At 63.8% G+C, this 23,361-nt stretch carries 23 protein-coding genes; 19 read left to right on the top strand and 4 right to left on the bottom strand.

Features of this window, described 5'->3' with window-relative positions; translation table 11 throughout:
* Positions 1 to 16: 16 nt before the first annotated feature.
* From GL286_RS04195 to GL286_RS04250, 12 genes are all read left to right on the top strand, one after another.
* Positions 17 to 703: a hypothetical protein gene (locus GL286_RS04195; RefSeq protein ID WP_155094255.1), complete on the top strand. Its 687-nt coding sequence runs from the start codon at positions 17 to 19 to the stop codon at positions 701 to 703.
* A gap of 219 nt (positions 704 to 922) precedes the next feature.
* On the top strand, positions 923 to 1,789 hold the full coding sequence (locus GL286_RS04200; protein WP_246184816.1) for a PaaX family transcriptional regulator C-terminal domain-containing protein: 867 nt from the start codon (positions 923 to 925) through the stop codon (positions 1,787 to 1,789).
* A 159-nt stretch (positions 1,790 to 1,948) separates the two neighbouring features.
* Positions 1,949 to 3,154, top strand: coding sequence for a 3-oxoadipyl-CoA thiolase (gene pcaF / locus GL286_RS04205; protein ID WP_155094256.1), 1,206 nt, complete (start codon positions 1,949 to 1,951; stop codon positions 3,152 to 3,154).
* Positions 3,155 to 3,168: 14 nt separating this feature from the next.
* Entirely contained in the window at positions 3,169 to 4,155 is a 987-nt protein-coding gene (gene paaA / locus GL286_RS04210) for a 1,2-phenylacetyl-CoA epoxidase subunit PaaA (RefSeq protein WP_155094257.1), read from the top strand.
* A 27-nt stretch (positions 4,156 to 4,182) separates the two neighbouring features.
* Positions 4,183 to 5,637, top strand: coding sequence for an amidase family protein (locus tag GL286_RS04215; RefSeq protein WP_155094258.1), 1,455 nt, complete (start codon positions 4,183 to 4,185; stop codon positions 5,635 to 5,637).
* A gap of 39 nt (positions 5,638 to 5,676) precedes the next feature.
* Positions 5,677 to 5,964, top strand: coding sequence for a 1,2-phenylacetyl-CoA epoxidase subunit PaaB (gene paaB / locus GL286_RS04220; RefSeq protein WP_134679157.1), 288 nt, complete (start codon positions 5,677 to 5,679; stop codon positions 5,962 to 5,964).
* Positions 5,964 to 6,737 (top strand): 1,2-phenylacetyl-CoA epoxidase subunit PaaC, encoded by a 774-nt coding sequence (gene paaC, locus GL286_RS04225; protein ID WP_155094259.1) that lies wholly within the window; start codon positions 5,964 to 5,966, stop codon positions 6,735 to 6,737. Before paaB ends, paaC begins: the two co-directional genes overlap by 1 nt.
* Before the next feature lie 4 nt (positions 6,738 to 6,741).
* A complete protein-coding gene (gene paaD, locus GL286_RS04230) occupies positions 6,742 to 7,266 on the top strand; it encodes a 1,2-phenylacetyl-CoA epoxidase subunit PaaD (protein ID WP_155094260.1) in 525 nt (174 codons plus the stop codon).
* Positions 7,267 to 7,300: 34 nt separating this feature from the next.
* Positions 7,301 to 8,377, top strand: coding sequence for a 1,2-phenylacetyl-CoA epoxidase subunit PaaE (gene paaE / locus GL286_RS04235; RefSeq protein WP_155094261.1), 1,077 nt, complete (start codon positions 7,301 to 7,303; stop codon positions 8,375 to 8,377).
* A 10-nt stretch (positions 8,378 to 8,387) separates the two neighbouring features.
* Positions 8,388 to 9,140 carry a Phenylacetic acid catabolic protein gene (locus GL286_RS04240; RefSeq protein ID WP_155094262.1) on the top strand — a complete coding sequence of 251 codons (753 nt, stop codon included), beginning with the start codon at positions 8,388 to 8,390 and terminating at the stop codon, positions 9,138 to 9,140.
* 48 nt (positions 9,141 to 9,188) lie between these two features.
* Positions 9,189 to 11,252: a phenylacetic acid degradation bifunctional protein PaaZ gene (gene paaZ / locus GL286_RS04245; protein WP_155094263.1), complete on the top strand. Its 2,064-nt coding sequence runs from the start codon at positions 9,189 to 9,191 to the stop codon at positions 11,250 to 11,252.
* Positions 11,249 to 11,869: an acyltransferase gene (locus GL286_RS04250; RefSeq protein ID WP_155094264.1), complete on the top strand. Its 621-nt coding sequence runs from the start codon at positions 11,249 to 11,251 to the stop codon at positions 11,867 to 11,869. The genes paaZ and GL286_RS04250 overlap by 4 nt, the downstream gene beginning before the upstream one ends.
* On the opposite strand, the gene GL286_RS04255 is transcribed toward GL286_RS04250, so the two are convergent.
* The 4 genes from GL286_RS04255 to paaG form a co-directional block, all read right to left on the bottom strand.
* Entirely contained in the window at positions 11,853 to 12,452 is a 600-nt protein-coding gene (locus tag GL286_RS04255; RefSeq protein WP_155094265.1) for a TetR/AcrR family transcriptional regulator, read from the bottom strand. The genes GL286_RS04250 and GL286_RS04255 overlap by 17 nt on opposite strands.
* 112 nt (positions 12,453 to 12,564) lie before the next feature.
* Entirely contained in the window at positions 12,565 to 13,875 is a 1,311-nt protein-coding gene (gene paaK / locus GL286_RS04260) for a phenylacetate--CoA ligase PaaK (protein WP_155094266.1), read from the bottom strand.
* 30 nt (positions 13,876 to 13,905) lie between these two features.
* Positions 13,906 to 14,337, bottom strand: coding sequence for a hydroxyphenylacetyl-CoA thioesterase PaaI (paaI, locus tag GL286_RS04265; protein ID WP_155094539.1), 432 nt, complete (start codon positions 14,335 to 14,337; stop codon positions 13,906 to 13,908).
* Positions 14,338 to 14,351: 14 nt separating this feature from the next.
* A complete protein-coding gene (paaG, locus tag GL286_RS04270) occupies positions 14,352 to 15,140 on the bottom strand; it encodes a 2-(1,2-epoxy-1,2-dihydrophenyl)acetyl-CoA isomerase PaaG (RefSeq protein ID WP_155094267.1) in 789 nt (262 codons plus the stop codon).
* A gap of 101 nt (positions 15,141 to 15,241) precedes the next feature.
* Here paaG and paaN point away from each other — a divergent pair, with 101 nt between their 5' ends.
* From paaN to GL286_RS04305, 7 genes are read left to right on the top strand one after another with little or no spacing between them, the layout of a single operon-like run.
* Positions 15,242 to 16,891, top strand: a complete 1,650-nt coding sequence (gene paaN, locus GL286_RS04275; protein ID WP_155094268.1) for a phenylacetic acid degradation protein PaaN — start codon at positions 15,242 to 15,244, stop codon at positions 16,889 to 16,891.
* 26 nt (positions 16,892 to 16,917) lie between these two features.
* Entirely contained in the window at positions 16,918 to 18,063 is a 1,146-nt protein-coding gene (locus GL286_RS04280; protein WP_155094269.1) for an ABC transporter substrate-binding protein, read from the top strand.
* A 60-nt stretch (positions 18,064 to 18,123) separates the two neighbouring features.
* A complete protein-coding gene (locus GL286_RS04285) occupies positions 18,124 to 18,996 on the top strand; it encodes a branched-chain amino acid ABC transporter permease (RefSeq protein ID WP_155094270.1) in 873 nt (290 codons plus the stop codon).
* A gap of 1 nt (position 18,997) precedes the next feature.
* Positions 18,998 to 19,954 (top strand): branched-chain amino acid ABC transporter permease, encoded by a 957-nt coding sequence (locus GL286_RS04290; RefSeq protein ID WP_155094271.1) that lies wholly within the window; start codon positions 18,998 to 19,000, stop codon positions 19,952 to 19,954.
* Positions 19,951 to 20,727, top strand: coding sequence for an ABC transporter ATP-binding protein (locus GL286_RS04295; protein WP_155094272.1), 777 nt, complete (start codon positions 19,951 to 19,953; stop codon positions 20,725 to 20,727). Before GL286_RS04290 ends, GL286_RS04295 begins: the two co-directional genes overlap by 4 nt.
* Entirely contained in the window at positions 20,714 to 21,415 is a 702-nt protein-coding gene (locus GL286_RS04300; RefSeq protein ID WP_155094273.1) for an ABC transporter ATP-binding protein, read from the top strand. The genes GL286_RS04295 and GL286_RS04300 overlap by 14 nt, the downstream gene beginning before the upstream one ends.
* A gap of 2 nt (positions 21,416 to 21,417) precedes the next feature.
* Positions 21,418 to 23,361 (top strand): 3-hydroxyacyl-CoA dehydrogenase NAD-binding domain-containing protein, encoded by a 1,944-nt coding sequence (locus GL286_RS04305; RefSeq protein ID WP_155094274.1) that lies wholly within the window; start codon positions 21,418 to 21,420, stop codon positions 23,359 to 23,361.

Below are 23,361 nucleotides of genomic sequence, written 5' to 3' on the forward strand. Positions count from 1 at the left end.
AGCGGGACGTCCTAGCATGGACCTGAAACGATTTACCGGCCCACAGGCTGGGGCTCAAAAATACGACTTGTTGACCGCCCTGGCGGTGGCGGGCCTGAATGGAACGGCAGGTTTTCAGACGTCGATGCTTCGGCTCGTTGCTTTGATCACGGCACGGTATAATTGGAAGGCCGATGAGTTTTCGGTCAGCCAACGCGATCTTGCTCGGATGTGGTCGGTGGACGAACGGACTGTGAAGCGGGAAATCAAACGTCTGACATCGGCAAGTATACTCTTGCAACTCCGACCGGGGGTTCGGGGGAGGGTGGCCGCGTATCGTCTCAATTACGCCGAGCTTTATCGGCTCAGCGCGCCTCATTGGTCCGAAGTCGGTCCAGATTTTTCGGCGCGGATGCAATCCGGCCATATCGAAGACAAGCCAGCTGAGGACAAGGTTGTCCGCATCGATTTTCGTGCGAAGCCTGAACCGGCGGATCAGATGCCGTTCGCGATTACCTTGCATAGATTGGCCGGAACCGAGCCTGAGTTGCATCGCAGCTGGTTTTCGGCGCTGTCATTTGTCAGCTTTGACGGCACGCTTCTATGCCTGAAAGCCTCGTCGTCGTTTATCGGGCAATACATAGCGGTACATCATCTCAAGCCACTTCAGGATACGGCGCAGATCGAGTTTCCGAGTCTGCGGCGCGTCATAATAGTTAGCTGAATGTAACCCGTATACTCTGCAACTACTGCGGATATGATTAAGCTACGCTCGCGGTCCGTATTTGTGCAAGCTATGTTCCAGTTCGCATGGTTTCACTCCTTACGTTGCCAGCGCGGGTCAGAATGTAGGGCGGGATGATAAGAGGAGCCCTTGCCTTGCAGAGTTATGGCGGATTTCGCAAACACATCGTAACCATCCTCACAGCGCGAGGACCTGACGATGGCCCGCGGCTTTGCAGCGCGCGGAGGGACGATGGGGAATGACGATCTGATCGCGGGGATTCTAGACGGACTGCAATTGCGTTCGGCCTCGTTCATCGTGACCGTCTATGGCGATGTCGTCGTGCCGCGCGGCGGAGTCCTGTGGACCGGCACGCTGATCGAGATTTGCGACCGGGTAGGCATCAATGAATCGCTGGTCCGCACGGCCGTTTCGCGTCTAGTCGCGGCCAAACAGCTATCGGGGGAAAGGGCAGGGCGGCGCAGCTATTACCGGCTGGATTCCTCGGCGCAGAAAGAATTCTCGGAAGCTGCCGCGCTTCTCTACGCCCCCGATGTTCAGGCGCAGGGTTGGCAGATTCTGCACGCGCCAAACCTCTCCGAGGACGATGCCCGGCAGCTGCGCATGGGCCATATGGGCGGGCAGGTCTATATCCGTCCTAATCGCGGTCAGATCCCGCCGCCCGGAGCGGTTCTGTTTCGCGCGGGTGATCCGGAAGCGGTGCAAGAGGTCGCGGGCTACTGGGATCTTTCCGCCCTGCAAGCCCGTTATCTCGACATGCTGGCGCGGTTTGAAGGCTTGGCCAAGGCCGCATGCAACGGCGGGCTTTCGGATGGCGCTGCGCTGGTGGCGCGTCTGCTGCTGGTGCATGTCTATCGCGGTGTGCTGCTGCGTGATCCGCGTCTGCCTGCCCACGCTTTGCCGGAGGATTGGAAAGGGCTCGACGCCCGCACGCTGTTCCGTGACCTATACCGCAATCTCAGCCCTGCCGCTGATCGCCATGTCGCGGCACGATTCGAGGGTGTAGACGGGTTCCTGCCCGAGATCACGCCGGATACATCCAAACGTCTTTCCGGGCTGTCGTGAATCTCTAGCGAATTCAGCATAGTAAACGCATGCCTAAAAACATCACAGACAAATCTAAATTTTTAGTTCCACTGTGATGTTTTGTCGCCTATAAGCTGACCAAACGGTCGGTGAATTGGAGGTTTGCCGATCTTTCCAGACTTTCTAAGGGAGTGGGGCATGAACGACGCCTTCATCTGCGACGCGGTACGGACGCCCATCGGGCGTTACGGCGGGGCTCTGTCCTCGGTCCGGGCGGACGATCTGGCGGCATTGCCGCTGAAAGCGCTGATGGAGCGCAATCCGCACGTCGATTGGTCCGCCGTCGACGACCTGATCTTCGGCTGCGCGAACCAAGCTGGTGAGGATAACCGCAACGTCGGCCGCATGGCGGTCCTGCTGGCAGGGATGCCCATCGGCGTTCCGGCGACGACGATCAACCGCCTCTGCGGCTCGGGCATGGATGCGGTCGGCATGGCTGCCCGCGCGATCCGCGCTGGCGATTGCGATTTCGTTCTGGCTGGCGGCGTCGAGTCGATGTCCCGCGCTCCCTTCGTCATGCCCAAGGCGGAATCCGCCTTCTCGCGCAGCAATGCCGTCTACGACACCACCATCGGTTGGCGCTTCGTCAACCCGGCGCTGAAAAAGCAATATGGCGTCGATACGATGCCGCAGACCGCTGACAATGTCGCCGCCGATTTCGGCATCTCGCGCGAGGATCAGGACATCTTCGCCGCGCGCAGCCAAGCCCGTTGGGCCGCCGCGCAGGAAGCTGGCATCTTCGCCGCCGAGATCGTTCCGGTCAGCGTCGCGCAGCGCAAGGGTGACCCGATCTTCGTTTCGGCTGACGAGCATCCGCGTTCCGGCACCACTGCCGAACAACTGGCCAAGCTCAAGGGCGTCAACGGCCCCGACCTGACTGTGACCGCTGGCAATGCCTCGGGCGTGAATGACGGCGCTGCTGCGCTGGCGATCCTGTCGGGCGCTGCCGCGGCGAAACACGGCCTGACCCCCAAGGCACGCATCGTCGCTATGGCGGCCGCTGGCGTCGAGCCCCGCATCATGGGCATCGGCCCCGCGCCTGCCGCCCGCAAGGTGCTTGAGCGCGCCGGTCTGACCATCGACCAGATGGACGTGATCGAACTCAACGAAGCTTTCGCCAGCCAGGCACTTGCGACGCTGCGCGATCTTGGACTGCCGGATGACGCACCCCATGTTAACCCGAACGGAGGGGCCATCGCTTTGGGCCATCCGCTGGGCATGTCGGGCGCCCGGCTTGTGACCACCGCGATGTATCAGCTTCACCGGACCGGGGGGCGCTATGCTCTTTGCACCATGTGCATCGGCGTGGGGCAGGGCATCGCAATGATCATCGAACGCGTCTGACAGGGAGGCCAGCCATGTATGCACAGCTCGTGAAATCCGAAGGGTCGAAAACCCGCGAGGAAATGTCGCCCGAGGAAATCGCCTTCCAAGAGCGCATCGACCGCGGTGAGCGCATCGAGCCCAAGGAATGGATGCCGGAAGGCTATCGCAAGACGCTGATCCGCCAGATGGGCCAGCACGCGCATAGCGAGATCGTCGGCCAACTTCCCGAGGGCAACTGGATCACCCGCGCCCCCACGCTGGAGCGCAAGGCGATCCTGCTCGCCAAGGTGCAGGACGAGGCGGGCCACGGCCTGTATCTTTACTCCGCCGCCGAGACGCTGGGCATTTCCCGCGACGAGTTGCTTGAGCAGCTTCACAGCGGCAAGATGAAATATTCCTCGATCTTCAACTATCCGACCCTGACTTGGGCCGATATCGGCGCGGTCGGCTGGCTGGTCGATGGCGCGGCGATCATGAACCAAGTGCCGTTGCAGCGGACCTCGTATGGTCCCTATGCCCGCGCGATGATCCGCATCTGCAAGGAAGAAAGCTTCCACCAGCGGCAGGGCTACGACATCATGATGAAGATGGCCTCGGGCACACCCGAGCAGAAGGCCATGGCACAGGATGCGCTGAACCGCTTCTGGTATCCCTCGCTGATGATGTTCGGTCCGTCGGACAAGGACTCGGTCCACTCGGCCCAGTCGATGGCGTGGAAGATCAAGATCAACACCAATGACGAGCTGCGCCAGAAATTCGTCGACCAGACCGTGCCTCAGGCCGAATATCTGGGCCTGACCATCCCCGACCCGAACCTGAAATGGAACGAGGAAAAGGGCGGCCACGACTTCAGCGAGCCGGATTGGTCCGAGTTCTTCGCGGTGATCGCCGGCAACGGCCCCTGCAACGAGGAGCGCCTTGGCGCTCGCGTCAAGGCTTGGGACGACGGCGCATGGTTCCGCGACGGGCTTATGGCCCATGCCGAAAAAGCGGCCTCGCGCCGTCACGCGGCCGAGTGATCCGGGACGATGCAGGGAGGAAACGCGATGTCTCAATCGCAAGCCAAGGAGGCGGAAGCCGCCGCCACCCCCCGGCAATCGGCAGGTGAGCTGCTGGCCGAGATCGCCTCGGGCCGCATCACCGCCGTCGCGGCGGTGCAGCAGGCGCTGGACGCGATCACCGGCTGGTCGGAGCTGAACGCGCTGGCGCATTCCAACGCAGTTGCCGCGCTTGCGCGAGCGGCCAAGGTTGATGCTGGTGAGGTCTCTGGTCCGCTCGCCGGTCTGCCCATCGTGGTCAAGGACAATATCCAAGTCGCGGGTCTGCCTGCGGCGGCGGCAACGCCCGGTCTGCAGGACGCCATCGCCAAATCCGATGCGCCGGTGCTGGCGAAGCTAGTCGAGGCGGGCGCGATTGTTGTCGCCACGACCAATATGCACGAACTGGCCTTTGGCATCTCGGGCTACAACCCGACCTACCAGGCCGGCTCGGAAGTGGGCGTGCGCAACCCCTATGACCTGACCCGCTTCGCGGCAGGCTCCTCCAGCGGCACGGGCGCTTTTGTCGGCGCGGGTGCGGTTGCGGCGGGGCTGGGCACGGATACCGGCGGTTCGGTTCGTCTTCCGGCGGCGATCAACGGCGTCTCGGGCCTGCGCCCCACGCTGGGTCGCTATCCGGGGCAGGGCTTGGTGCCGATCTCGCGCACCCGCGACACGGCTGGCGTGCTTGCGGCCAGTGTCTCGGATATCGAGTTGATGGATCGCGTCATCACCGGTGACGCCGAAGTGCAGCCGGTTTCGCTGCAAGGGCTGAAGCTGGGCCTTGGGGCCGAGTTCCTCGCAGGCCTCGATGCCGATGTTCAGGCGGTCTGGGATCAAGTCAAAGCGCAACTCGAAGCGGCGGGCGTCGAGTTTGTCACCGTCGATGTGGCCGAGATCTTTGATCTGAACCATCAGGTCAGCTTCCCGGTCTGCTTCGGCGAGGCGGGCGACCACCTGCGCGACTATCTGGCCGCATATGTCCCCGGCAAGACCATCGAAGACGTTGTCGCCGCCATGGCCAGCCCGGATGTGCGGGCGACCTATGAAAGCTTTGTCCTGCCCGGCAAACTGCCGACGCCGGATGGGCAACTGGTCGATATCGCGCCGATTTATCGCCATGCCATCGAGGTCGCGCGCCCCGCGCTGATTGCGGCATACGTCAAGCTTTTCGCCGAAAGCGGCGTTGAGGCGGTGATCTTCCCGACCACGCCGTTGGTCGCGACCACGCAAGGCCCCGAGGCCAGCGCGCCCGAGGTGTTCGGCAGCTTCATCCGCAATGCCGATCCCAGTTCGAATGCGGGCATACCGGGTCTTTCACTGGCGGCGGGCCTTGGCCCGGTCACCGGACTTCCGGTCGGCATCGAGCTTGACGGGCCGGAAGGCTCGGATCGCAGGCTGCTCGCGATCGGAATGGCAATTGAATCCTTGCTCGGGCGCACCTCGCTGCCCGAAGCCGCATGAACAACTTGCCCTTGTCGGCAAATCAGAAAGGACCAAACGATGTCCAAGAATGAATGGCCCCTGTGGGAAATCTTCATCCGTGGTCAGCATGGCCTGAACCACCGCCATGTCGGCAGCCTGCACGCGCCCGACGCCGAAATGGCGATCCGCAACGCCCGCGATGTCTATACCCGTCGCAATGAGGGCGTCTCGATCTGGGTCGTGCCGTCGAACGCGATCACCGCGTCCTCGCCCTCGGAAAAAGGCCCGCTCTTCGAGCCGGCGAACTCCAAGGTCTATCGCCACCCGACCTTCTTCGACATCCCGGACGTTGTGGGGCATATGTGATGGCTGAGGTCGCAAATATCGACCGGACCGCTTTCGCGGAATGGCTGCAGCGGGTCGGGGACAATGCCCTGATCCTTGGGCACCGTGTCTCGGAATGGTGCGGCCATGCGCCCGCGCTGGAAGAAGACATTGCGCTGGCGAACACCGCGCTTGACCTGATCGGCCAGTGCCAGCTTTGGCTGGGTCTCGCCGCCGAGGTCGAGGGCAAGGGCCGCACCGCCGACCAACTGGCCTTCCTGCGCGATGCGGGTGCGTTCCACAACCTGCTGCTGGTCGAGCGTCCGAATGGCGATTTCGGCGTGACCCTGATGCGCCAGTTCCTGTTTGATGCCTTCCATATCGAACTGCTGCGCGCTCTGGTGAAATCCACCGACAGCCGCGTCGCCGAGATTGCCGCCAAGGCCGAGAAAGAAGTGGCTTACCACCTCGAGCGTTCGGCCGATCTGGTGATCCGTCTGGGCGATGGCTCGGCGGAAAGCCGTGCCCGCATGGACAAGGCGCTGAAATCGCTCTGGGCCTATACCGGCGAGATGTTCCTTGACGACGCGATCGATCAGGCCGTTGCGGAAACGGGCATCGCACCGCTGCCGTCCAGCCTGAAAGCCGCTTGGGAAGCTACCGTGAACGCGGTTCTGGCCGAGGCGACGCTGGAGAACCCCGGTCAGGCTTGGCAGCACAAGGGCGGCAAGCAGGGCATCCATTCGGAACATCTGGGCTTCCTTCTGGCCGAGATGCAGTTCCTGCAGCGCGCCTATCCGGGCGCAAGCTGGTAACGCCATGAACGTCGCGCAGCACCCCGGCACGGATCAGGTCTGGGACTGGCTCTCGCAGGTCCCGGACCCCGAGATCCCGGTCATCAGCCTGACCGACCTTGGCATTATCCGCGATGTCGCTTGGGCCGATGACACGCTGGTCGTCACCGTCACGCCGACCTATTCCGGCTGCCCGGCGACCTCGATCATCAACCTTGATATAGAGACGGCGCTGCGCGCCCACGGCATCGACAAGCTGCGGCTGGAGCGTCAGCTTTCGCCGCCTTGGACGACGGATTGGATCACCGAGGAAGGCCGCGATAAGCTGCGCGCCTATGGCATCGCGCCCCCCATCGACGGCACTGCCGCCGACGGGCGCTTGGCGGGGCGGATTGCACGGCTGGCGGGGTCCTCGAACCTGACCATCGCCTGCCCGCGCTGCGGCTCGACCAAGACCGAAAAACTCAGCCAGTTCGGCTCGACGCCTTGCAAGGCAAGCTATCGCTGCACCGACTGTCTGGAACCCTTCGACTATTTCAAATGCATCTGAGGATGCATCCCGCTCATTCAGGAAGGACACCCAAATGGCACGCTTCCACCCGCTGAAGGTTACCGAAGTACGCCGCGAGACCCGCGATGCCGTGGTGCTGACCCTCGCCCCGCGCGACGAGGATCGCGCGCTGTTCGACTTTACCCAAGGCCAATATCTGACCTTCCGCCGCGATTTCGACGGCGAAGAACTGCGCCGCAGCTATTCGATCTGCGCGGGCCTTGACGAAGGCTGCCTGAAAGTCGGCATCAAGCGCGTCGATGGCGGCGCTTTCTCGACTTGGGCCAACGAAAACCTCGCCCCCGGCGACGAGATCGAGGCGATGCCCCCGATGGGTCGCTTCTTCACCCCGATCGAGGAAGCCTCGGCCAAGCAATATCTGGGCTTTGCCGGTGGTTCGGGCATCACGCCGGTGCTGTCGATCATCAAGACCGTGCTGGCGCGTGAGCCGAGATCGCAATTCACGCTGGTCTATGCCAACCGCCAGATCAACACGATCATGTTCCGCGAGGAACTGGACGATCTGAAGAACGAATATCTGGGCCGCTTCTCGGTCATCCACGTCCTTGAGCAGGAAGGTCAGGAGATCGACCTGTTCACCGGCCGGATCGACGCCGAGAAGATGACGGCTTTGTTCCAGCACTGGCTGGACGCGGATTCGATCGACACCGCCTTTATCTGCGGCCCCGAGCCGATGATGCTGGCAATCGCCGGTTCGCTGAAAGAACACAGTCTGACCGACGCGCAGATCAAGTTCGAACTGTTCGCCAGCAGCCAGCCCGGCAAGGCCAAGACCCGCGCCGTCTCGCGCGATGCCATCGCGCCGGGGGCAGGGACTGCCGCCACCGTCACTCTGGACGGCGCCACCCGCAGCTTCGAGATGGCTCGTCAGGGCGAGACGATCCTTGATGCCGCCATCGCCAATAACATGGACGCGCCCTATTCCTGCAAGGCGGGCGTCTGCTCGACCTGCCGCTGCAAGGTGGTCGAGGGCGAGGTCGAGATGGCGATCAACCACGCGCTTGAGGACTACGAAGTCCGCGCCGGCTATGTCCTGAGCTGTCAGGCCTATCCGGTATCGCATCGCGTCGTCGTCACTTACGACGAGTAAGGGCCAAGCCATGTCCGAGACCATGAATATCGAGGACTATCTGGCACAAGGGGGCGTGCTGAGCGCCCCCGGCAATGTGCCCGCGCGCTATCGCGGCGAGCTGCTGCGCCTGATGGCAAGCTTTGTTGACAGCGAGCTGGCCGCCTCGGCCGGTTTCGCCGATGCGATCAATTTCGCGCCGGGCATCAAGGAACGCATCGCGGCCAGCCGCATCACCTTGGAAAAGGCCGACCATGCCGGTCGCGTCCTTGCTGTGATGGGCGAATTCGGCACCGACATGGCCCGCTATGAGGCGCAACATGACTGGGCCGCTCGCGTCGCGCGAAATGCCGATCTGGGCACGGCGCGAATCGGCGGCGACATGCGCCTGTCGGTCCTGCATTACCCGATCACCGGCTGGACCGATGCCGTGGTGCTGAATGTGCTGCAAGGTCTGGCGACGGGCGTGCAGATGACGGAACTGACCCGCGTCTCCTACGGGCCGCTGGCGGATGTCTTCCGCGAGATCGCCCCGCGCGAGGCGCGCCATGCCGAGCTTGGCCTTGAAGGCCTTGCCCAAATCACCGCGACGGCTGAGGGCCGCGAGGCTGCGCGCGCTGCGCTGGCCTATTGGCGGCCCCGCGTCGAGGCGGGCTTCGGCAGTCTTGCTTCCGCCCGTTTTGATACCTTGGCGCGCTTCGGCTTGCGCCATCAGACGAACCAAGCCCTGCTGGCCCGCTGGCAGGATGTTGCAAACGAAAAACTGGCCGCATTCGGCCTTTGAAGGGGCGGCCCTGCGCCGTGCCTGACTGAACAAATCGAGGATAAGCCCATGACCACTCCGCGCCGGCTTGAAAGCTATGTCTGCGGCCGCTGGACCCCCGGGGAAAAGGACGGCCAGACCCTTTTGGATGCCGCGACCGGCGCGCCCGTCGCGACGATCGATTCCAGCGGCATCGATTTCGCGGCGACGCTGGCCTATGGCCGCGAGGTCGCGGGCCGCAAGCTGCGCGCCATGACCTTCCATGAGCGCGCGGCGATGCTCAAGGCGCTCGGCCTTGCGCTGATGGGCCAGAAAGAGGAATTCTACGCCGAAAGCCTGCATACTGGCGCGACCCGCCCGGATGGCTGGATCGACATCGAGGGCGGCATCGGCACGATGCTGACCTTTGCCTCGAAGGCGCGCCGCGAGCTTCCGAACACCCGCGTCTGGACCGATGGCGAGGTCGAGGCGCTGTCGAAGGACTCGAGTTTCAGCGCCCAGCACATCCTGACGCCGCTGCAAGGCGTCGCGGTGCATATCAACGCCTATAACTTCCCGATCTGGGGGATGCTGGAAAAGATCGCGCCGACGCTGCTGGCCGGTGTGCCCTGCATCGTGAAGCCCGCCTCGCAGACCGCCTATCTGACGGAACTGATGGTGCGCCGCATCATCGAGACCGGCATCCTGCCCGAAGGCGCGCTGCAGTTGATCTCTGGCTCGGTCGGCGATCTGCTGGACCATGTCACCGGTCAGGACGCCGTGACCTTCACCGGCTCGGCTTGGACCGGTCGCAAGCTGAAATCGCATAAGGCGATCATCGAGAATTCGACCCGCTTCACCATGGAGGCCGACAGCCTCAACGCCGCGATCCTTGGCCCCGATGCCGTCGCAGGCACGCCCGAGTTCGATCTGTTCGTGAAAGAAGTCGCGCGCGAGATGACCACGAAGGCCGGGCAGAAATGCACCGCCATTCGCCGCGTCATCGCGCCGCGTGGTCAGGTTCACGCCCTGATCGCCGCCCTGCGCGAGCGTCTGGAGAAAACCCCCGTCGGTCTGCCGGGCACCGAGGGAACCCGCATGGGTCCGCTCGCCAGCCTCGACCAGCGCGTCGAGGTCCGCGACCGCATCCGCGAGCTTCAGGCCGATGCGGAAATCGTCGCGGGCAATCCCGATGAGGTCCGCCTGTCCTCGGGTGATGCGGAACTGGGTGCCTTCATGAACCCGGTCCTGCTTTACGCCGAGAAGCCGCTGTCCGCCGAGAAAATCCACGAGGTCGAGGCCTTCGGTCCTGTCTCGACCGTCATGCCCTATGACGTGCTGGACGAGGCCGTGCATCTGGCGCAGCTGGGCAAGGGCTCGCTGGTGTCCTCAGTCTTCACCGATGATCCGAAGGTCGCAGAAGAGATGGTTCTGGGCGTCGCGCCCTATCATGGCCGCGTTCTGATCGGGAACCGCGCCTCTGCCAAGACCTCGACCGGCCACGGCTCGCCTTTGGCTCCGCTTGTCCATGGCGGTCCGGGCCGCGCTGGCGGCGGCGAGGAAATGGGTGGCATGCGTGGCGTCAAGCATTACATGCAGCGCACCGCCGTTCAGGGCGCGCCGCGTCTGCTGTCGGCGGTCACCGGTCGCTGGATCGAAGGGGCCGAGGCCAATCAAGGCGTCCACCCCTTCCGCAAGTCGCTGGCCGAACTGCGTATCGGCGACCAACTTGTCACTGCCGCCCGCACCGTCACGCTGGAAGATGTCGAGCATTTCGCCAACTTCACCGGCGACACTTTCTACGCCCATATGGACGAGGCCGCCGCCAAGGCGAACCCGTTCTTTGACGACCGCGTGGCGCATGGCTACCTGATCGCCTCCTTCGCGGCGGGCCTGTTCGTCGAGCCCAATCCCGGCCCGGTTCTGGCCAATTACGGCGTCGATCACATGCGCTTCCTTGCGCCGGTCTATTTCGGCGACACGCTTCAGGTCCGCCTGACCTGCAAGGAAATCAACCCCCGCGCCAATGCCGAGCATGGCGAGGTGCGTTGGGATTGCCGCGTGACCAATCAGAAGGGCGAGACCGTCGCGCAATATGACGTGCTGACTATGGTCGCCAAGACCTGGCCCGCCGTCGCCGTCGCAGCGGAATGAACCGCATCTACTCTTGGGACGGTATCGTCCCGGTCATCGATCCCGCCGCCTTCGTTCATCCCGAGGCGGTGGTGATCGGCGACGTCATCATCGGCCCGACAGTCTATGTCGGGCCGGGTGCCGTTTTGCGAGGCGATTTCGGGCGCATCATCCTGAAGCCGGGCTGCAATGTGCAGGAGACCTGCGTCATCCACGCCTTCCCCGGCAAGGATGTCGTGGTCGAGGAACTGGGCCATATCGGCCATGGCGCGGTGCTGCATGGCTGCCATATTGGCCGCAATGCGATGGTCGGCATGAATGCCGTGGTGATGGATGAGGCGGTGATTGGCGAGAATACCATCGTCGCCGCCATGGCCTTCGTGAAGGCTGGCGCGCAGATCCCGGCGAACAGCTTGGCGGTCGGCTCACCGGCCAAGGTGATCCGCGAATTGTCAGCGGATGAGATCGACTGGAAGCGCCGCGGGACGGGCGTCTATCAGCAGCTTGCGCTGGAGGCGCGGGACAAGCTGAAACTGGCCGAGCCGCTCACGGCACCCGAAGCGGATCGCCGCAGGGCCGAGGCCCCGCGCTACGATCCTTTGGTGCTGGAGCGCAAAGGCTTCAGCGAACGGCCTTGATCCCCTCAAGGATCAGGGTTGTCGCCACATCGGCATAATCCTCGCGCGAGATGCGCCCACCGTCGCGGAACCACATATAGACCCAGTTCATCATGCCGAACAAAGACATGGTGACCGGGGTCAGTAGCGGACGCTCGGGATTATCGAGATCGGGATTGATCTGGCGCAGGACCACCGCGAAATGGCGGACAATGCGCTTTTCGATGGCGAGGATCTCGGCTTTCTGCTCATCGCTCAGGGCCGAGGTCGCGTTCAACTGCACCTTGTGCTGGTTATCTGCGCCCTTATAGGCCTCGAGCACCGTGCCGACCAGTTTGCGCAGGCGCTGCTGGGGCGGCAGGGCAGGGTCGTCGGCGGCCTCGATGGCCTCTTCGACCTCTTCCAGATGGGTAATGATGATCTCAAAGATCAATTCGCCCTTGCTGGGATAGTAATGGTAAAGCAGCGCCTTGGAGACTTGGCCATGCGCCGCGATCTGCGCCATCGAGGCCTTCTCCATGCCTTGCTCTGCAAAGACGGCGGCGGCGCTGTCCAGAAGGCCGCGCCGTTTTTCATCGAAATCGTTTGCCCGTGTCCGAGCCATGAAAATCCTTTCGACCGCCCTGTTCAGCGTCCGGTTCATCGGACGGGGGCTAAACCCCCCGTCCTTCTAGCTTTATCGCCGCGGCATGTCATGTCCATGCCGCGGCGCGGCGTCACTCTTTTGGACGGTTGTCGACGACGCGCTTGGCCTTGCCTTCCGAGCGGGCGACGCCGTTCGGATCGGTGACGTTGATCTTGGTCGAGACGCCGACCACCGACTTGATGTGATGCGCAAGCTCCTTGGCCGAATGGGCGCGGGCGCTTTCGTCGCACATATGCGGGGCGCATTCGACATGGACGGTCATATTGTCCATGCGGCCCGAGCGGGAAAGTTCGATCTGGAAATGCGGCGCTAGGCCTTCGCATTTCAGGATCTGTTCCTCGATCTGGGTCGGGAAGACGTTGACGCCGCGCAGGATGATCATGTCGTCGCTGCGGCCGGTGATCTTCTCGATCCGGCGCATGGAACGCGCGGTGCCCGGCAGCAGGCGGGTCAGGTCGCGGGTGCGGTAGCGTACCATCGGCAGACCTTCCTTGGTCAGCGTGGTGAAGACCAATTCGCCCAGTTGACCGTCGGGAAGCACTTCGCCCGTAACCGGGTCGATGATTTCCGGATAGAAGTGATCTTCCCAGACATGCAGCCCGTCCTTGGTCTCGACGCATTCCTGCGCGACGCCCGGACCCATGATCTCGGACAGGCCATAGATATCGACGGCCTGCATGTTGAAGGCTTCCTCGATCTCTTCGCGCATGGCGTTGGTCCAAGGCTCGGCCCCGAAAATGCCGATCTCCAGCGAGCTTTCGCGCGGGTCCAGACCCTGACGGCGGAACTCGTCCAAAATCGACAGCATGTAGCTGGGCGTCACCATGATGATGCGCGGCTTGAAGTCGTTGATCAGCGTCACCTGACGCTCGGTCATGCCGCCCGACATCGGGACCACGGTGCAGCCCAGTTTCTCGGCGCCGTAATGCGCGCCCAGACCGCCGGTGAAGAGCCCATAGCCATAGGAGTTGTGCAGCATGTCGCCCGGACGGCCACCCGCCGCGCGGATCGAGCGCGCGATCAGGTTCGCCCAAGTGTCGATATCGCGCTGGGTATAGCCCACGACGGTCGGCTTGCCGGTGGTGCCGGATGAGCCGTGGATGCGCACCAGCCTTTCGCGGGGCGTGGCGAACATGCCAAAGGGATAGGTCTCGCGCAGGTCCTGCTTCACGGTGAAGGGGAACTTGGCGATATCGGCGAGGGTCTTCAGATCCTCGGGATGCGCGCCGTTCTCATCGAAGCGTTTGCGGTAGAAGGGCGAGTTCTCATAGGCATGGCGCAGCGACCATTGCATGCGGTGGAACTGCAGCTCGGCGATTTCATCGCGCGAGGCGGTCTCAATGGGCTCAAGGCCGGCATTGATCGGGGACAGGTCTTGCATGGTTTCCTCCCTATGCAAAAAGCGGTCCGGTCAGTCTTCGACCGGCAGGTGGGTGCCCTTGACGGTGCGCGAATGGCCGCGAAACTCGGCCACATGCTCGCCGTTCTGGTTGGTGATGCGAATGTCGTAGATCCCCGAGCGGCCCCGGCGCGACACTTCGCGCGCCTCGGCCTTCAGCCGGTCTCCGATCCGGCCGGGGATGAGATAGGTGACCGAGCAATGCTGCGCGACCACCAGTTGGTTGTAGCTGTTGCAGGCGAAAGCAAAGGCGCTGTCGGCCAGAGTGAAGATATAGCCGCCATGGCAGTTGCCGTGACCATTCGACATGTCGCCAGTGATGGTCATGGACAGGTCGGCCTCGCCCGGGGCGATATGGTCAAGGCTCATGCCAAGGCGCTGGCTGGCGGAATCGTCGTTCCACATCGCGGCCGCCGAGGCCTCGGCCAATTCCTGCGGGCTCATGTCGCGGATGTGTTTCATTCGCCCACGAACTCCGGCTTGCGCTTTTCGAGGAAGGCGGTGACCCCCTCGGCATAATCGCGCGAGCGGCCCGCCTTGCGCTGGCAGTCGCGTTCCAGATCAAGCTGCTCGTCAAGGCTGTTGGTGGCAGCGGCTTGGATCAGGTGCTTGGTCAGGCCTAGGCCAACGGTCGGCCCGGAGGCAAGTTGGGCGGCCAGCGCTTCGGCCTCCGCCATCAGCGCGTCATCCTCGACCGCTTTCCAGATCAGGCCCCAATCAGCGGCTTTCTCGGCCATCAGCGGCTCAGCGGTCAGCGCCAGCGCTTTCGCGCGCGGCTCGCCCAAGATGCGGGCAAGGCTCCAAGTGCCACCGGCATCGGGGACGAGGCCGATCTTGGCGAAGGCTTGGATGAATTTCGCCGACTTCGCGGCCAGCACGATGTCGCAAGCAAAGGCGAGGTTTGCACCTGCACCAGCCGCGACGCCGTTCACCGCGCAGACCACCGGCTTTTGCAGATTGCGGATCAGGCGCAGCGTCGGATTGTAGAAAGTATCAAGGGTATGACCCAGATCAGGGGCCGGACCGCCCTTGCGCGGATCGCGGTCGCCGAGGTCTTGTCCGGCGCAGAATCCGCGACCCGAACCGGTCAGGAGGACGGCGCGAACCGAAGTGTCTGAATGGGCGCGTTCGATTCCCGCGCGCAGCGCCAGATGCATTTCCTCGTTGAAGGAATTGAGCTTTTCCGGGCGGTTAAGCGTCAGCATCAGGACGCCATCGACCAATGTGGTCAGGACCGTATCTGTCATTTGGAACTCCCCAGCCTCGCTCTCCCCGAGGCTATTGAAGATTTTTGTTGCATAAACCGACCGGTCGGTCAATGATAATGTTGAAGTCTTGGGAGGGGTTCATGTCTGATTTGTTCGAGCGCCATCGGCCGATGCTTGAGGCTGCTGTGCAGGCGCTTCGCACGCGCGAATTCTGGACGCCTTTCCCCGAGGTTCCCAGCGGCAAGATCTATGGCGAAACCGCACGTTCCGACGGCGAGGCCGCTTTCGCCGCTTTGTGGGATGCCCCCTTCGCGATCCCCGGCCACCCCGAGGAAACCCGTCTGGGCCGTGAAGAATCGCCCTTTGGTCCTGCATTGGGAATCACCTATCCGGCGGCAAGTGCGGAGACGCTGATCGCGGCATCGCAAGCCGCTGCCGAGGGGCTGGCCGAGGCCGGAATCGAGGCGCGCGTCGGCGTCTGCCTTGAGGCGCTGGTGCGGCTGAACCGGATGAGCTTCCTGATCGGCAATGCCACCATGCACACGACGGGTCAGGCTTTCGCCATGGCGTTTCAAGCCGGTGGCCCGCATGCGCAGGATCGCGGGCTGGAAGCTGTCGCCGTCGCCTATGGTGAGATGACCCGTTTTGCCGGTTCGGCGCGCTGGGAAAAGCCGCAGGGCAAATCCGCGCCCATCGTGCTGGAAAAGAACTGGGCGGTGATGCCGACCGGGATTTCGCTGGCGATCGGCTGTAATACTTTCCCGACGTGGAATTCCTATTCCGGCATCCTGGCGAGCCTTGCGACCGGCAATCCGGTCATCGTGAAGCCGCATCCTTCCGCCATTCTGCCCTTGGCCCTGACCGTACGCGTGCTACGCGAGGTGCTGGCCGAGGCGGGTCTGCCTGCCGATGCCGTCCTGCTTGCGGTGGACCAGCCGGGGGCCGAGATCACCAAGACCCTCGCCACCGATCCGGCGGTGCGGTTGATCGACTACACCGGCTCCTCGGGCTTCGGCGACTGGCTGCGGGCCAATGCTTCGCAGGCGCAGATCTTCTCGGAAGAGGCGGGGGTGAACACCGTCACCATCGCCGCGACCGATGATTTCGACGGCATGTGCGCGAACCTTGCGTTTTCGCTGGCGCTTTACTCGGGCCAGATGTGCACTGCGCCGCAGAATATCTACATCCCGCGCGGCGGGATCGAGACGGATCAGGGGCCGAAGACCTTCGATAAGGTTGCGGCGGGCGTCGCCTCAGCCATTGAATCGCTGCTCTCGGACCCAGCCCGCGCCGCTGGCGTCTGCGGAGCGATTGCCAACCCTGCGACGTTGGATCGCGTGCAGGCTGCCCGCGCCACGGGCCGCATCATCCGCAACTCGGCCCCTATGGGCGAGGGCCGCACCGCGAGCCCGCTGCTGCTGGCGCTTGAGGATGGCGATGAGACCGCCGAGCAGGAATGTTTCGGCCCCATCGCCTTCCTGATCGCGGTTGCGGACGCAAATACCGGCATCACCCGCGCCTCCGGCATCGCACGCCGCAAAGGCGCGATCACGGCGGCGCTTTACGACACGGATGAGGCCCGGATCACTCGCGCCGTCCGCGCTTTCGCGCAGGCCGGGGTGAACCTGTCGATCAACCTGACCGGCAATATCTTCGTCAACCAATCGGCGGCCTTCAGCGATTTCCACGTCACCGGGGCGAACCCGGCGGGGAATGCCAGCCTGACCGATACTGCATTCGTCGCTAGCCGGTTCCGGCGGGTGATGTGGCGCCGCCCGGCGGCCGCCTGACTGGATAACTTTGGGAGGAGGAACCCATGATCAAGACCCTGACCACGACCGTTCCGGCCGCGTTGATCGCGCTTGGCCTTGCTTCGACGGCCCATGCCGACATCAAGATCGGCGCGTCCATCTCGGCCACCGGCCCGGCGGCCTTCTTGGGCGACCCCGAGGCCAAGACGCTGGAAATGCTGGTTGAGGAACTCAACGCCAAGGGCGGCATCAACGGCGAGAAAGTCGAGCTGGTTCTGTACGACGATGGCGGCGACGCCAACAAGGCGCGCACCTTCGCCACCCGCCTGATCGAAGACGATGAGGTTCAGGCGATTATCGGCGGCACCACCACCGGCGCGTCGATGTCGATCCTCGCCGTCGCAGAAGATGCCGAGGTGCCCTTCATCTCGCTGGCCGGTGCCATCGACATTATCCAGCCGGTCAAGCCCTATACCTTCAAGACCCCGCATACCGACCGCATGGCTTGCCAGAAAATCTTCGAGGATATGAAGAAACAGGGCATCTCCAAGGTCGGCCTGATCTCGGGGACGGATGGCTTCGGCGCGTCGATGCATGCCCAGTGCAAGGACGTGGTCGGCGAATACGGTATCGAGATCGTTGCCGACGAGACCTATGATCCGAAAGACGCCGACATGACGGCACAGCTGACCAAGATCAAGAACGCCGCCGGCATTCAGGCGGTGCTGAACCCAGGCTTTGGTCAAGGCCCGTCGATCGTCACGCGCAACTACAAACAGCTCGCGATCGACCTGCCGCTGTATCAGTCGCATGGCGTCGCCTCGGACGGCTTCATCGAACTGGCTGGCAAGGATGCCGCAGAGGGCGTGCGCCTGCCCGGCACCGCGCTGCTGGTTGCCGACCTGCTGGCCGATGGCGATGCCCAAAAGCCCGTCGTCGCCGCCTACAAGGCCGCCTATGAGGCGAAATACAAGATGCCGGTCAGCACCTTCGGCGGCTATGCCCATGACGGCTTCGCGCTGATGGTCGAGGCGATCACCAAGGCCGGCAGCTCTGAGCCCGAGGCGATCCGCGACGCGCTGGAAAGCATCACCGGCCTTGCTGGGACCACGGGCGTCTATGCCATGACCGCCGAGGACCATCTGGGTCTCGATCTGTCGGCCTTCCGCATGTTGGAGATCAAAGACGGCGGCTGGACCATCGTCGAGTGATTGCGGTGGCCCCGAAAGGGGCCGCCTTCCGCCCGGAGCCCTGAATAAAAGGACCCCAGCATGTCCGAGTTTCTGCAGTTCCTGTTCTCGGGACTGACCGTCGGTGCGGTCTATGCGCTTGTCGCGCTAGGCTTCACCATCATCTACAACGCCTCGGGCGTGGTGAACTTCGCGCAGGGCGAATTCGTCATGTTGGGCGGCATGATCACTGTTTTCGCCCATGCCGCCGGTCTTCCGATCCCCTTGGCAGCCCTTGCCGCCATCGCGGCGACGGCGGCTGTCGGGGTCGCGCTGAACAAGCTTGCCATCGAGCCTGCGCGCGGCGCGCCGGTCGTCTCGCTGATCATCATCACCATTGGCGCCTCGATCTTTATCCGGGGCGCGGCGCAGCTGATCTTTGACAAGCAGATCCATAGCTTCCCGGCCTTTTCGGGCGACGAGCCGATCCATGTGCTGGGCGCGACGATCCTGACGCAAAGCCTTTGGGCGATTGGCGGGGCTTTTGCGGTCTTTGTCGGGCTGTGGCTGTTCTTCACCCGCACGATCCTTGGTCGCGCGGTGTTGGCCACCTCGAACAACCGCCTTGCGGCACAGTTGGTCGGCATCAACACCGATTTCGTGATGACGCTGTCCTTCGCGCTGTCGGCGGCGATCGGGGCCTTCGCGGGTGTGCTGATCACGCCGATCACGATGACCTCGTATGATGTGGGCCTTGGCCTTGCGCTGAAGGGCTTCGCGGGCGCGATGCTGGGCGGCATGGGCAATCCCAAGGGTGCCTTCGCGGGCGGGCTGCTGCTGGGCCTGTTCGAGGCGATGACCGCGGGCTACCTGTCCTCGCAATACAAAGAGGCTGCGGCCTTTGTCGTGATTCTTGCGGTGCTGTTCTTCATGCCGCAGGGGTTGTTCGGCTCCAAATCGACGGATCGGGTGTGACATGAAGCTGTCGAGCAAACACCTGACCCTTCTGGTGATGGCCACGCTGATCGCTGCCGCGCCGTTCTTCTTCCCCTCGGGCTATTACTTCCGCGTCGGCGCGCTGATTTTCGTCAATGCGCTGGCCGTGACGGGCATCGTGATCCTGACCGGCTATGCGGGCCAGATCAGCCTGGGCCATGCCGGTTTCGCCGGGATCGGCGGCTATGCCTGCGCGCTGGCCCCGGTGCATCTGGGCCTGCATCCGGCGCTGGCCGTGGTGCTGGGCGCTTTGATTTCCGCTTTGCTGGCCTATCTGGTCGGCCGGCCGATCCTGCGGCTCAAGGGCTATTATCTGGGGGTCGCCTCGCTGGGCTTCGGTATCCTTGTAGCCATGGTCCTGAACAATGAACGCGAGTTGACCAAGGGCCCGGACGGCATCGAGGTCGCCGATCTGGGCCTGCGCGGTCTGCTGAAGGACTGGGGCCTGAACCTGTCCAATGGCGAGTTCTGGTATGCCTTCACCGGCATCTGCCTTGTCATCGGCGCATGGATCGCGCTGAACCTGTTCAACAGCCCGACCGGTCGCGCGCTGCGGGCCTTGCACGGGTCCGAGGTCGCCGCCGGAACTGTCGGCATCGACGTGGCGCGGGTCAAGCTGCAGGCCTTCGTGATCTCGGCGGTCTATGCCTCGGTTGCGGGGTCGTTGACCGCGCTGCAGAACAAGTTCGTGACACCGGATATCGCGGGCTTCATGCATTCGGTCGAGATGGTGACCATGGCCGTCCTTGGCGGCGTCGGCTCGGTTCCCGGCGCGATCCTTGGCGCGGGCATCCTGACGCTGCTGCCGCAGGTGCTGACGGTCTTTGCCGAATATGAGCAGCTGATCCTTGGCCTTGTGATGATGCTGGTGATGATCTTCCTGCGCGAGGGGCTGGTTCCGTCCATCCTGCGCAAGATCCGGGGGAGGGGCGAATGAGCCTGTTGCAGATCGAGCGCCTTGGCATCGCCTTTGGCGGGCTGCGCGCCGTCCATGATGTCAGCTTCTCTGTCGAGCCGGGCGAGATCGTCTCGGTCATCGGGCCGAACGGGGCCGGCAAGACCACGCTTTTCAACATGATCTCGGGCGTCTATCGCCCCGGTTCCGGCAAGGTCCGCCTGAAAGGCGAAGATGTGACCGGGATGGAGCCATATCTGCTGGCAAAACGCGGCATGTCGCGCACCTTCCAGAACCTGCAGATCTTCCAGAACATGACCGTGCTGGAAAACGCTATGGCTGGGTTCCATCTGCAGGAACGCGGCCCGGTTCTGGCCGACCTTTTGAACTTGCCCTCATCGCGTAAACGCACCCACATGGCCGAGGAAGGCGCGCGCGCGCTTCTGACCCGCGTGGGCCTGGACCGTGCGGCGGATCGTGAGGCCGGGAACCTGTCCTATGGCTCACTCAAACGGCTGGAGATCGCCCGCGCTTTGGCGATGAATCCCGCGGTGTTGCTGCTCGATGAACCCGCCGCCGGGTGCAACGCCGTCGAGACCGAGGAAATCGACCACCTGATCGCCGAGGTCGCCAAATCCGGCGTCGCCATCCTGCTGGTTGAACACGACATGAAGATGGTGATGCGGATTTCCAACCATATAGTTGTGCTGGACCACGGCGAAAAGATCGCCGAAGGCCCGCCCGAGGCCGTTAGCCGCAATCCGGCGGTCATCGCCGCCTATCTGGGAACGGAGGCCGCCGATGCTGACCGTTGAAGGCTTGCGCTCGCGTTACGGGCGCATCGAGGTGCTGCACGGGCTGGACCTGCAGGTCGATAGCGGCGAGATCGTCACCGTCGTCGGCGCGAATGGCGCGGGCAAGACGACGCTGCTGCGTTGCCTGTCGGGCGTGCAGCCGGTCTCGGCGGGAAAGATCACTTTCCGCGGCGAGGCGCTGACCACCGTTCCCGCCTATAAGCGCCTGTCGCGCGGCCTCGCGCAATCGCCCGAGGGGCGGCAGATTTTCACGAACCTCTCGGTCGAGGAAAACCTGCGTCTCGGCGCTTTCCTTTACAGCGACGACCGCGTGCAGAAGGACATGGACGACGCTTTCGCGATGTTCCCGATCCTGCGCGAGAAACGCAATCTGGCGGCGGGAGGCCTGTCGGGCGGGCAACAGCAGATGCTGGCGATGGCGCGGGCGCTGATGGGGCGGCCCTCCTGCCTGCTGCTGGACGAGCCCTCGATGGGGCTTGCGCCGATCATCGTGCAGCAGATTTTCGACGTGGTCAGCGGCCTCAAGGCGCTTGGCGTCACCGTGCTGCTGGTCGAACAGAACGCCTTCGGGGCGCTCAAGATTGCCGACCGTGGCTATGTCATGGAAACCGGCACCATAACCATGCAGGGCGCGGCGGCGGAACTGATCGCCGATCCCCGCATTCGCGAAGCTTACTTGGGAATTTGAATATGTCCGTCGTCACCATTGCCCGCCAAGGGGATATCGCCACCGTCACCGTGGACAACCCGCCCGTCAACGCGCTGGGTCTGGCGCTGCGCCAAGGGCTGTGGGACGCCGTGGCGGAACTGGACGCTGATCCTGCGGTGCGGGCGGTGGTGCTGATCTGCGCCGGTCGGACCTTCATCGCCGGGGCGGATGTCACCGAATTCGGCAAGCCCCCGGTTGAACCCCACCTGCCCGAACTGGTTGCCCGCATCGAGGCAGCCGAAAAGCCTTGGGTCGCGGCCATTCACGGCTCGGCCCTTGGCGGCGGTTTCGAGGTGGCGCTTGGCTGCCGCTTCCGCGTGGCGCTGCCCGACGCCTCGGTCGGCCTGCCCGAGGTGACTTTGGGCATCATCCCAGGCGCGGGCGGCACGGTGCGGACTCCGCGCTTGTGCGGTGTCGAAACGGCGGTGGATATGGCGACGGCCGGCAAGCCGCTGCGTGCGCCGAAAGCGCTGGCGGCGGGCCTGATCGACGCGGTGATCGAGGGCGATTTGTTGGAAGGCGCCGTGGCTTTCGCCCGTGCGGCGATCGAACAGCCCTTGCCGCTGCCGGTCTCGGCCCGCGAAATCGCGGCCCCTGACGCGGCTTTCTGGACCGAGGCCGAGAAGGCTGTGGCCAAGGCTGCCAAGGGAGCGGCGGCTCCGGCCCGCGTTCTGGCCTCGATCCGCAAGGCGGCCGAGGTCCCCTTCACTGAAGCGATGGATTTCGAACGCGAGACCTTCATGGCGCTGCGCGGCACCGAACAGGCCGCTGCCTTGCGCACGGTATTCTTCGCCGAACGCGCGGCCCCGCGTCCCGCTGCCCTGCGCGATGTCCAACCGCTGCCCCTGAAAAAGCTCGCTGTCATTGGCGGCGGCACGATGGGCGCGGGTATTATCGCCGCGATCCGGGATGCAGGCCTGCCGGTCATTCTGATCGAGCGTGACGACGAGGCTGTCGCGCGCGGTCTTTCCAATGTCGCCAAGGTCTTTGACGGCGGCGTCAAGCGCGGCAAGCTGACGGAAGCTCAGGCTCAAACTCTGAAGGATGGCGTCACCGGCACTACCGATTACGCGGCGCTGGTCGATGTCGACATGGTCATTGAGGCGGTTTTCGAAGAAATAGGTGTCAAGCGCGCCGTTTTCACCCAACTCGGCGAACATTGCCGTACCGACGCAGTGCTGGCCACCAATACCTCGTATCTGGACCCGCGCACCATCGCTGAAGGCCTGCCGAACCCGTCCCGCTTTATAGGGCTGCATTTCTTTAGCCCGGCGAACGTGATGAAACTGCTGGAGATCGTGCCCACGCCCGAAACCTCGCCCGAGACTCTGGCGACCGGATTCGCGCTTGGCCGCTTGCTGAAAAAGATCCCGGTGCAATCGGGCATCTGCGAGGGTTTCATCGGCAACCGCATCCTGAAACGCTACCGCGCCGCCGCCGAGGGGCTGGTCCGCAAGGGCGTGCCGATTGCCCGGATCGACGCGGCGATGCGCAGCTATGGCCTCGCGATGGGCCCGTTCGAGGCGCAGGATCTGGGCGGTCTCGACATCGCCTATCTGCAACGCGAAGGCGCGCGCGCGGCGGGTCAGGACGTGCCGGAAACGCTGGGCGATATCCTTGTCCGCGCAGATCGCAAGGGGCAGAAAACCGGCGGCGGTTGGTATGACTATGTCGCGGGCGACCGGAAGCCGCAGGTCTCGGCTACCGTGACCGAACTGCTTGCCGCACAGATCGGGCCGGAATCTGCCATGTCCGAGGCCGATGTCGCGACCGCTCTGGTCGGCGAGATGGCTGCCGAAGGGCAGGCGATCCTGAATGAGGGTATCGCCTCCAGCCCCACGGATATCGATCTGGTCGAAATCCACGGCTACGGTTTCCCGCGCTGGCGCGGTGGGCCGATGTTTGCCACCCGTGCGCGGGACTGA

Origin of the sequence: Paracoccus aestuariivivens (assembly GCF_009711225.1) — a bacterium.
GTDB classification, from domain to species: domain Bacteria; phylum Pseudomonadota; class Alphaproteobacteria; order Rhodobacterales; family Rhodobacteraceae; genus Paracoccus; species Paracoccus aestuariivivens.

Excerpts from the sequence above, each read along its gene's own strand:
- GL286_RS04195 (WP_155094255.1), top strand. The coding sequence starts at position 17 with ATGGACCTGAAACGATTTACCGGCCCACAGGCTGGGGCTCAAAAATAC.
- GL286_RS04200 (WP_246184816.1), top strand. The coding sequence starts at position 923 with ATGGCCCGCGGCTTTGCAGCGCGCGGAGGGACGATGGGGAATGACGAT.
- pcaF (WP_155094256.1), top strand. The coding sequence starts at position 1,949 with ATGAACGACGCCTTCATCTGCGACGCGGTACGGACGCCCATCGGGCGT.
- paaA (WP_155094257.1), top strand. The coding sequence starts at position 3,169 with ATGTATGCACAGCTCGTGAAATCCGAAGGGTCGAAAACCCGCGAGGAA.
- GL286_RS04215 (WP_155094258.1), top strand. The coding sequence starts at position 4,183 with ATGTCTCAATCGCAAGCCAAGGAGGCGGAAGCCGCCGCCACCCCCCGG.
- paaB (WP_134679157.1), top strand. The coding sequence starts at position 5,677 with ATGTCCAAGAATGAATGGCCCCTGTGGGAAATCTTCATCCGTGGTCAG.
- paaC (WP_155094259.1), top strand. The coding sequence starts at position 5,964 with ATGGCTGAGGTCGCAAATATCGACCGGACCGCTTTCGCGGAATGGCTG.
- paaD (WP_155094260.1), top strand. The coding sequence starts at position 6,742 with ATGAACGTCGCGCAGCACCCCGGCACGGATCAGGTCTGGGACTGGCTC.
- paaE (WP_155094261.1), top strand. The coding sequence starts at position 7,301 with ATGGCACGCTTCCACCCGCTGAAGGTTACCGAAGTACGCCGCGAGACC.
- GL286_RS04240 (WP_155094262.1), top strand. The coding sequence starts at position 8,388 with ATGTCCGAGACCATGAATATCGAGGACTATCTGGCACAAGGGGGCGTG.
- paaZ (WP_155094263.1), top strand. The coding sequence starts at position 9,189 with ATGACCACTCCGCGCCGGCTTGAAAGCTATGTCTGCGGCCGCTGGACC.
- GL286_RS04250 (WP_155094264.1), top strand. The coding sequence starts at position 11,249 with ATGAACCGCATCTACTCTTGGGACGGTATCGTCCCGGTCATCGATCCC.
- GL286_RS04255 (WP_155094265.1), bottom strand. The coding sequence starts at position 12,452 with ATGGCTCGGACACGGGCAAACGATTTCGATGAAAAACGGCGCGGCCTT.
- paaK (WP_155094266.1), bottom strand. The coding sequence starts at position 13,875 with ATGCAAGACCTGTCCCCGATCAATGCCGGCCTTGAGCCCATTGAGACC.
- paaI (WP_155094539.1), bottom strand. The coding sequence starts at position 14,337 with ATGAGCCCGCAGGAATTGGCCGAGGCCTCGGCGGCCGCGATGTGGAAC.
- paaG (WP_155094267.1), bottom strand. The coding sequence starts at position 15,140 with ATGACAGATACGGTCCTGACCACATTGGTCGATGGCGTCCTGATGCTG.
- paaN (WP_155094268.1), top strand. The coding sequence starts at position 15,242 with ATGTCTGATTTGTTCGAGCGCCATCGGCCGATGCTTGAGGCTGCTGTG.
- GL286_RS04280 (WP_155094269.1), top strand. The coding sequence starts at position 16,918 with ATGATCAAGACCCTGACCACGACCGTTCCGGCCGCGTTGATCGCGCTT.
- GL286_RS04285 (WP_155094270.1), top strand. The coding sequence starts at position 18,124 with ATGTCCGAGTTTCTGCAGTTCCTGTTCTCGGGACTGACCGTCGGTGCG.
- GL286_RS04290 (WP_155094271.1), top strand. The coding sequence starts at position 18,998 with ATGAAGCTGTCGAGCAAACACCTGACCCTTCTGGTGATGGCCACGCTG.
- GL286_RS04295 (WP_155094272.1), top strand. The coding sequence starts at position 19,951 with ATGAGCCTGTTGCAGATCGAGCGCCTTGGCATCGCCTTTGGCGGGCTG.
- GL286_RS04300 (WP_155094273.1), top strand. The coding sequence starts at position 20,714 with ATGCTGACCGTTGAAGGCTTGCGCTCGCGTTACGGGCGCATCGAGGTG.
- GL286_RS04305 (WP_155094274.1), top strand. The coding sequence starts at position 21,418 with ATGTCCGTCGTCACCATTGCCCGCCAAGGGGATATCGCCACCGTCACC.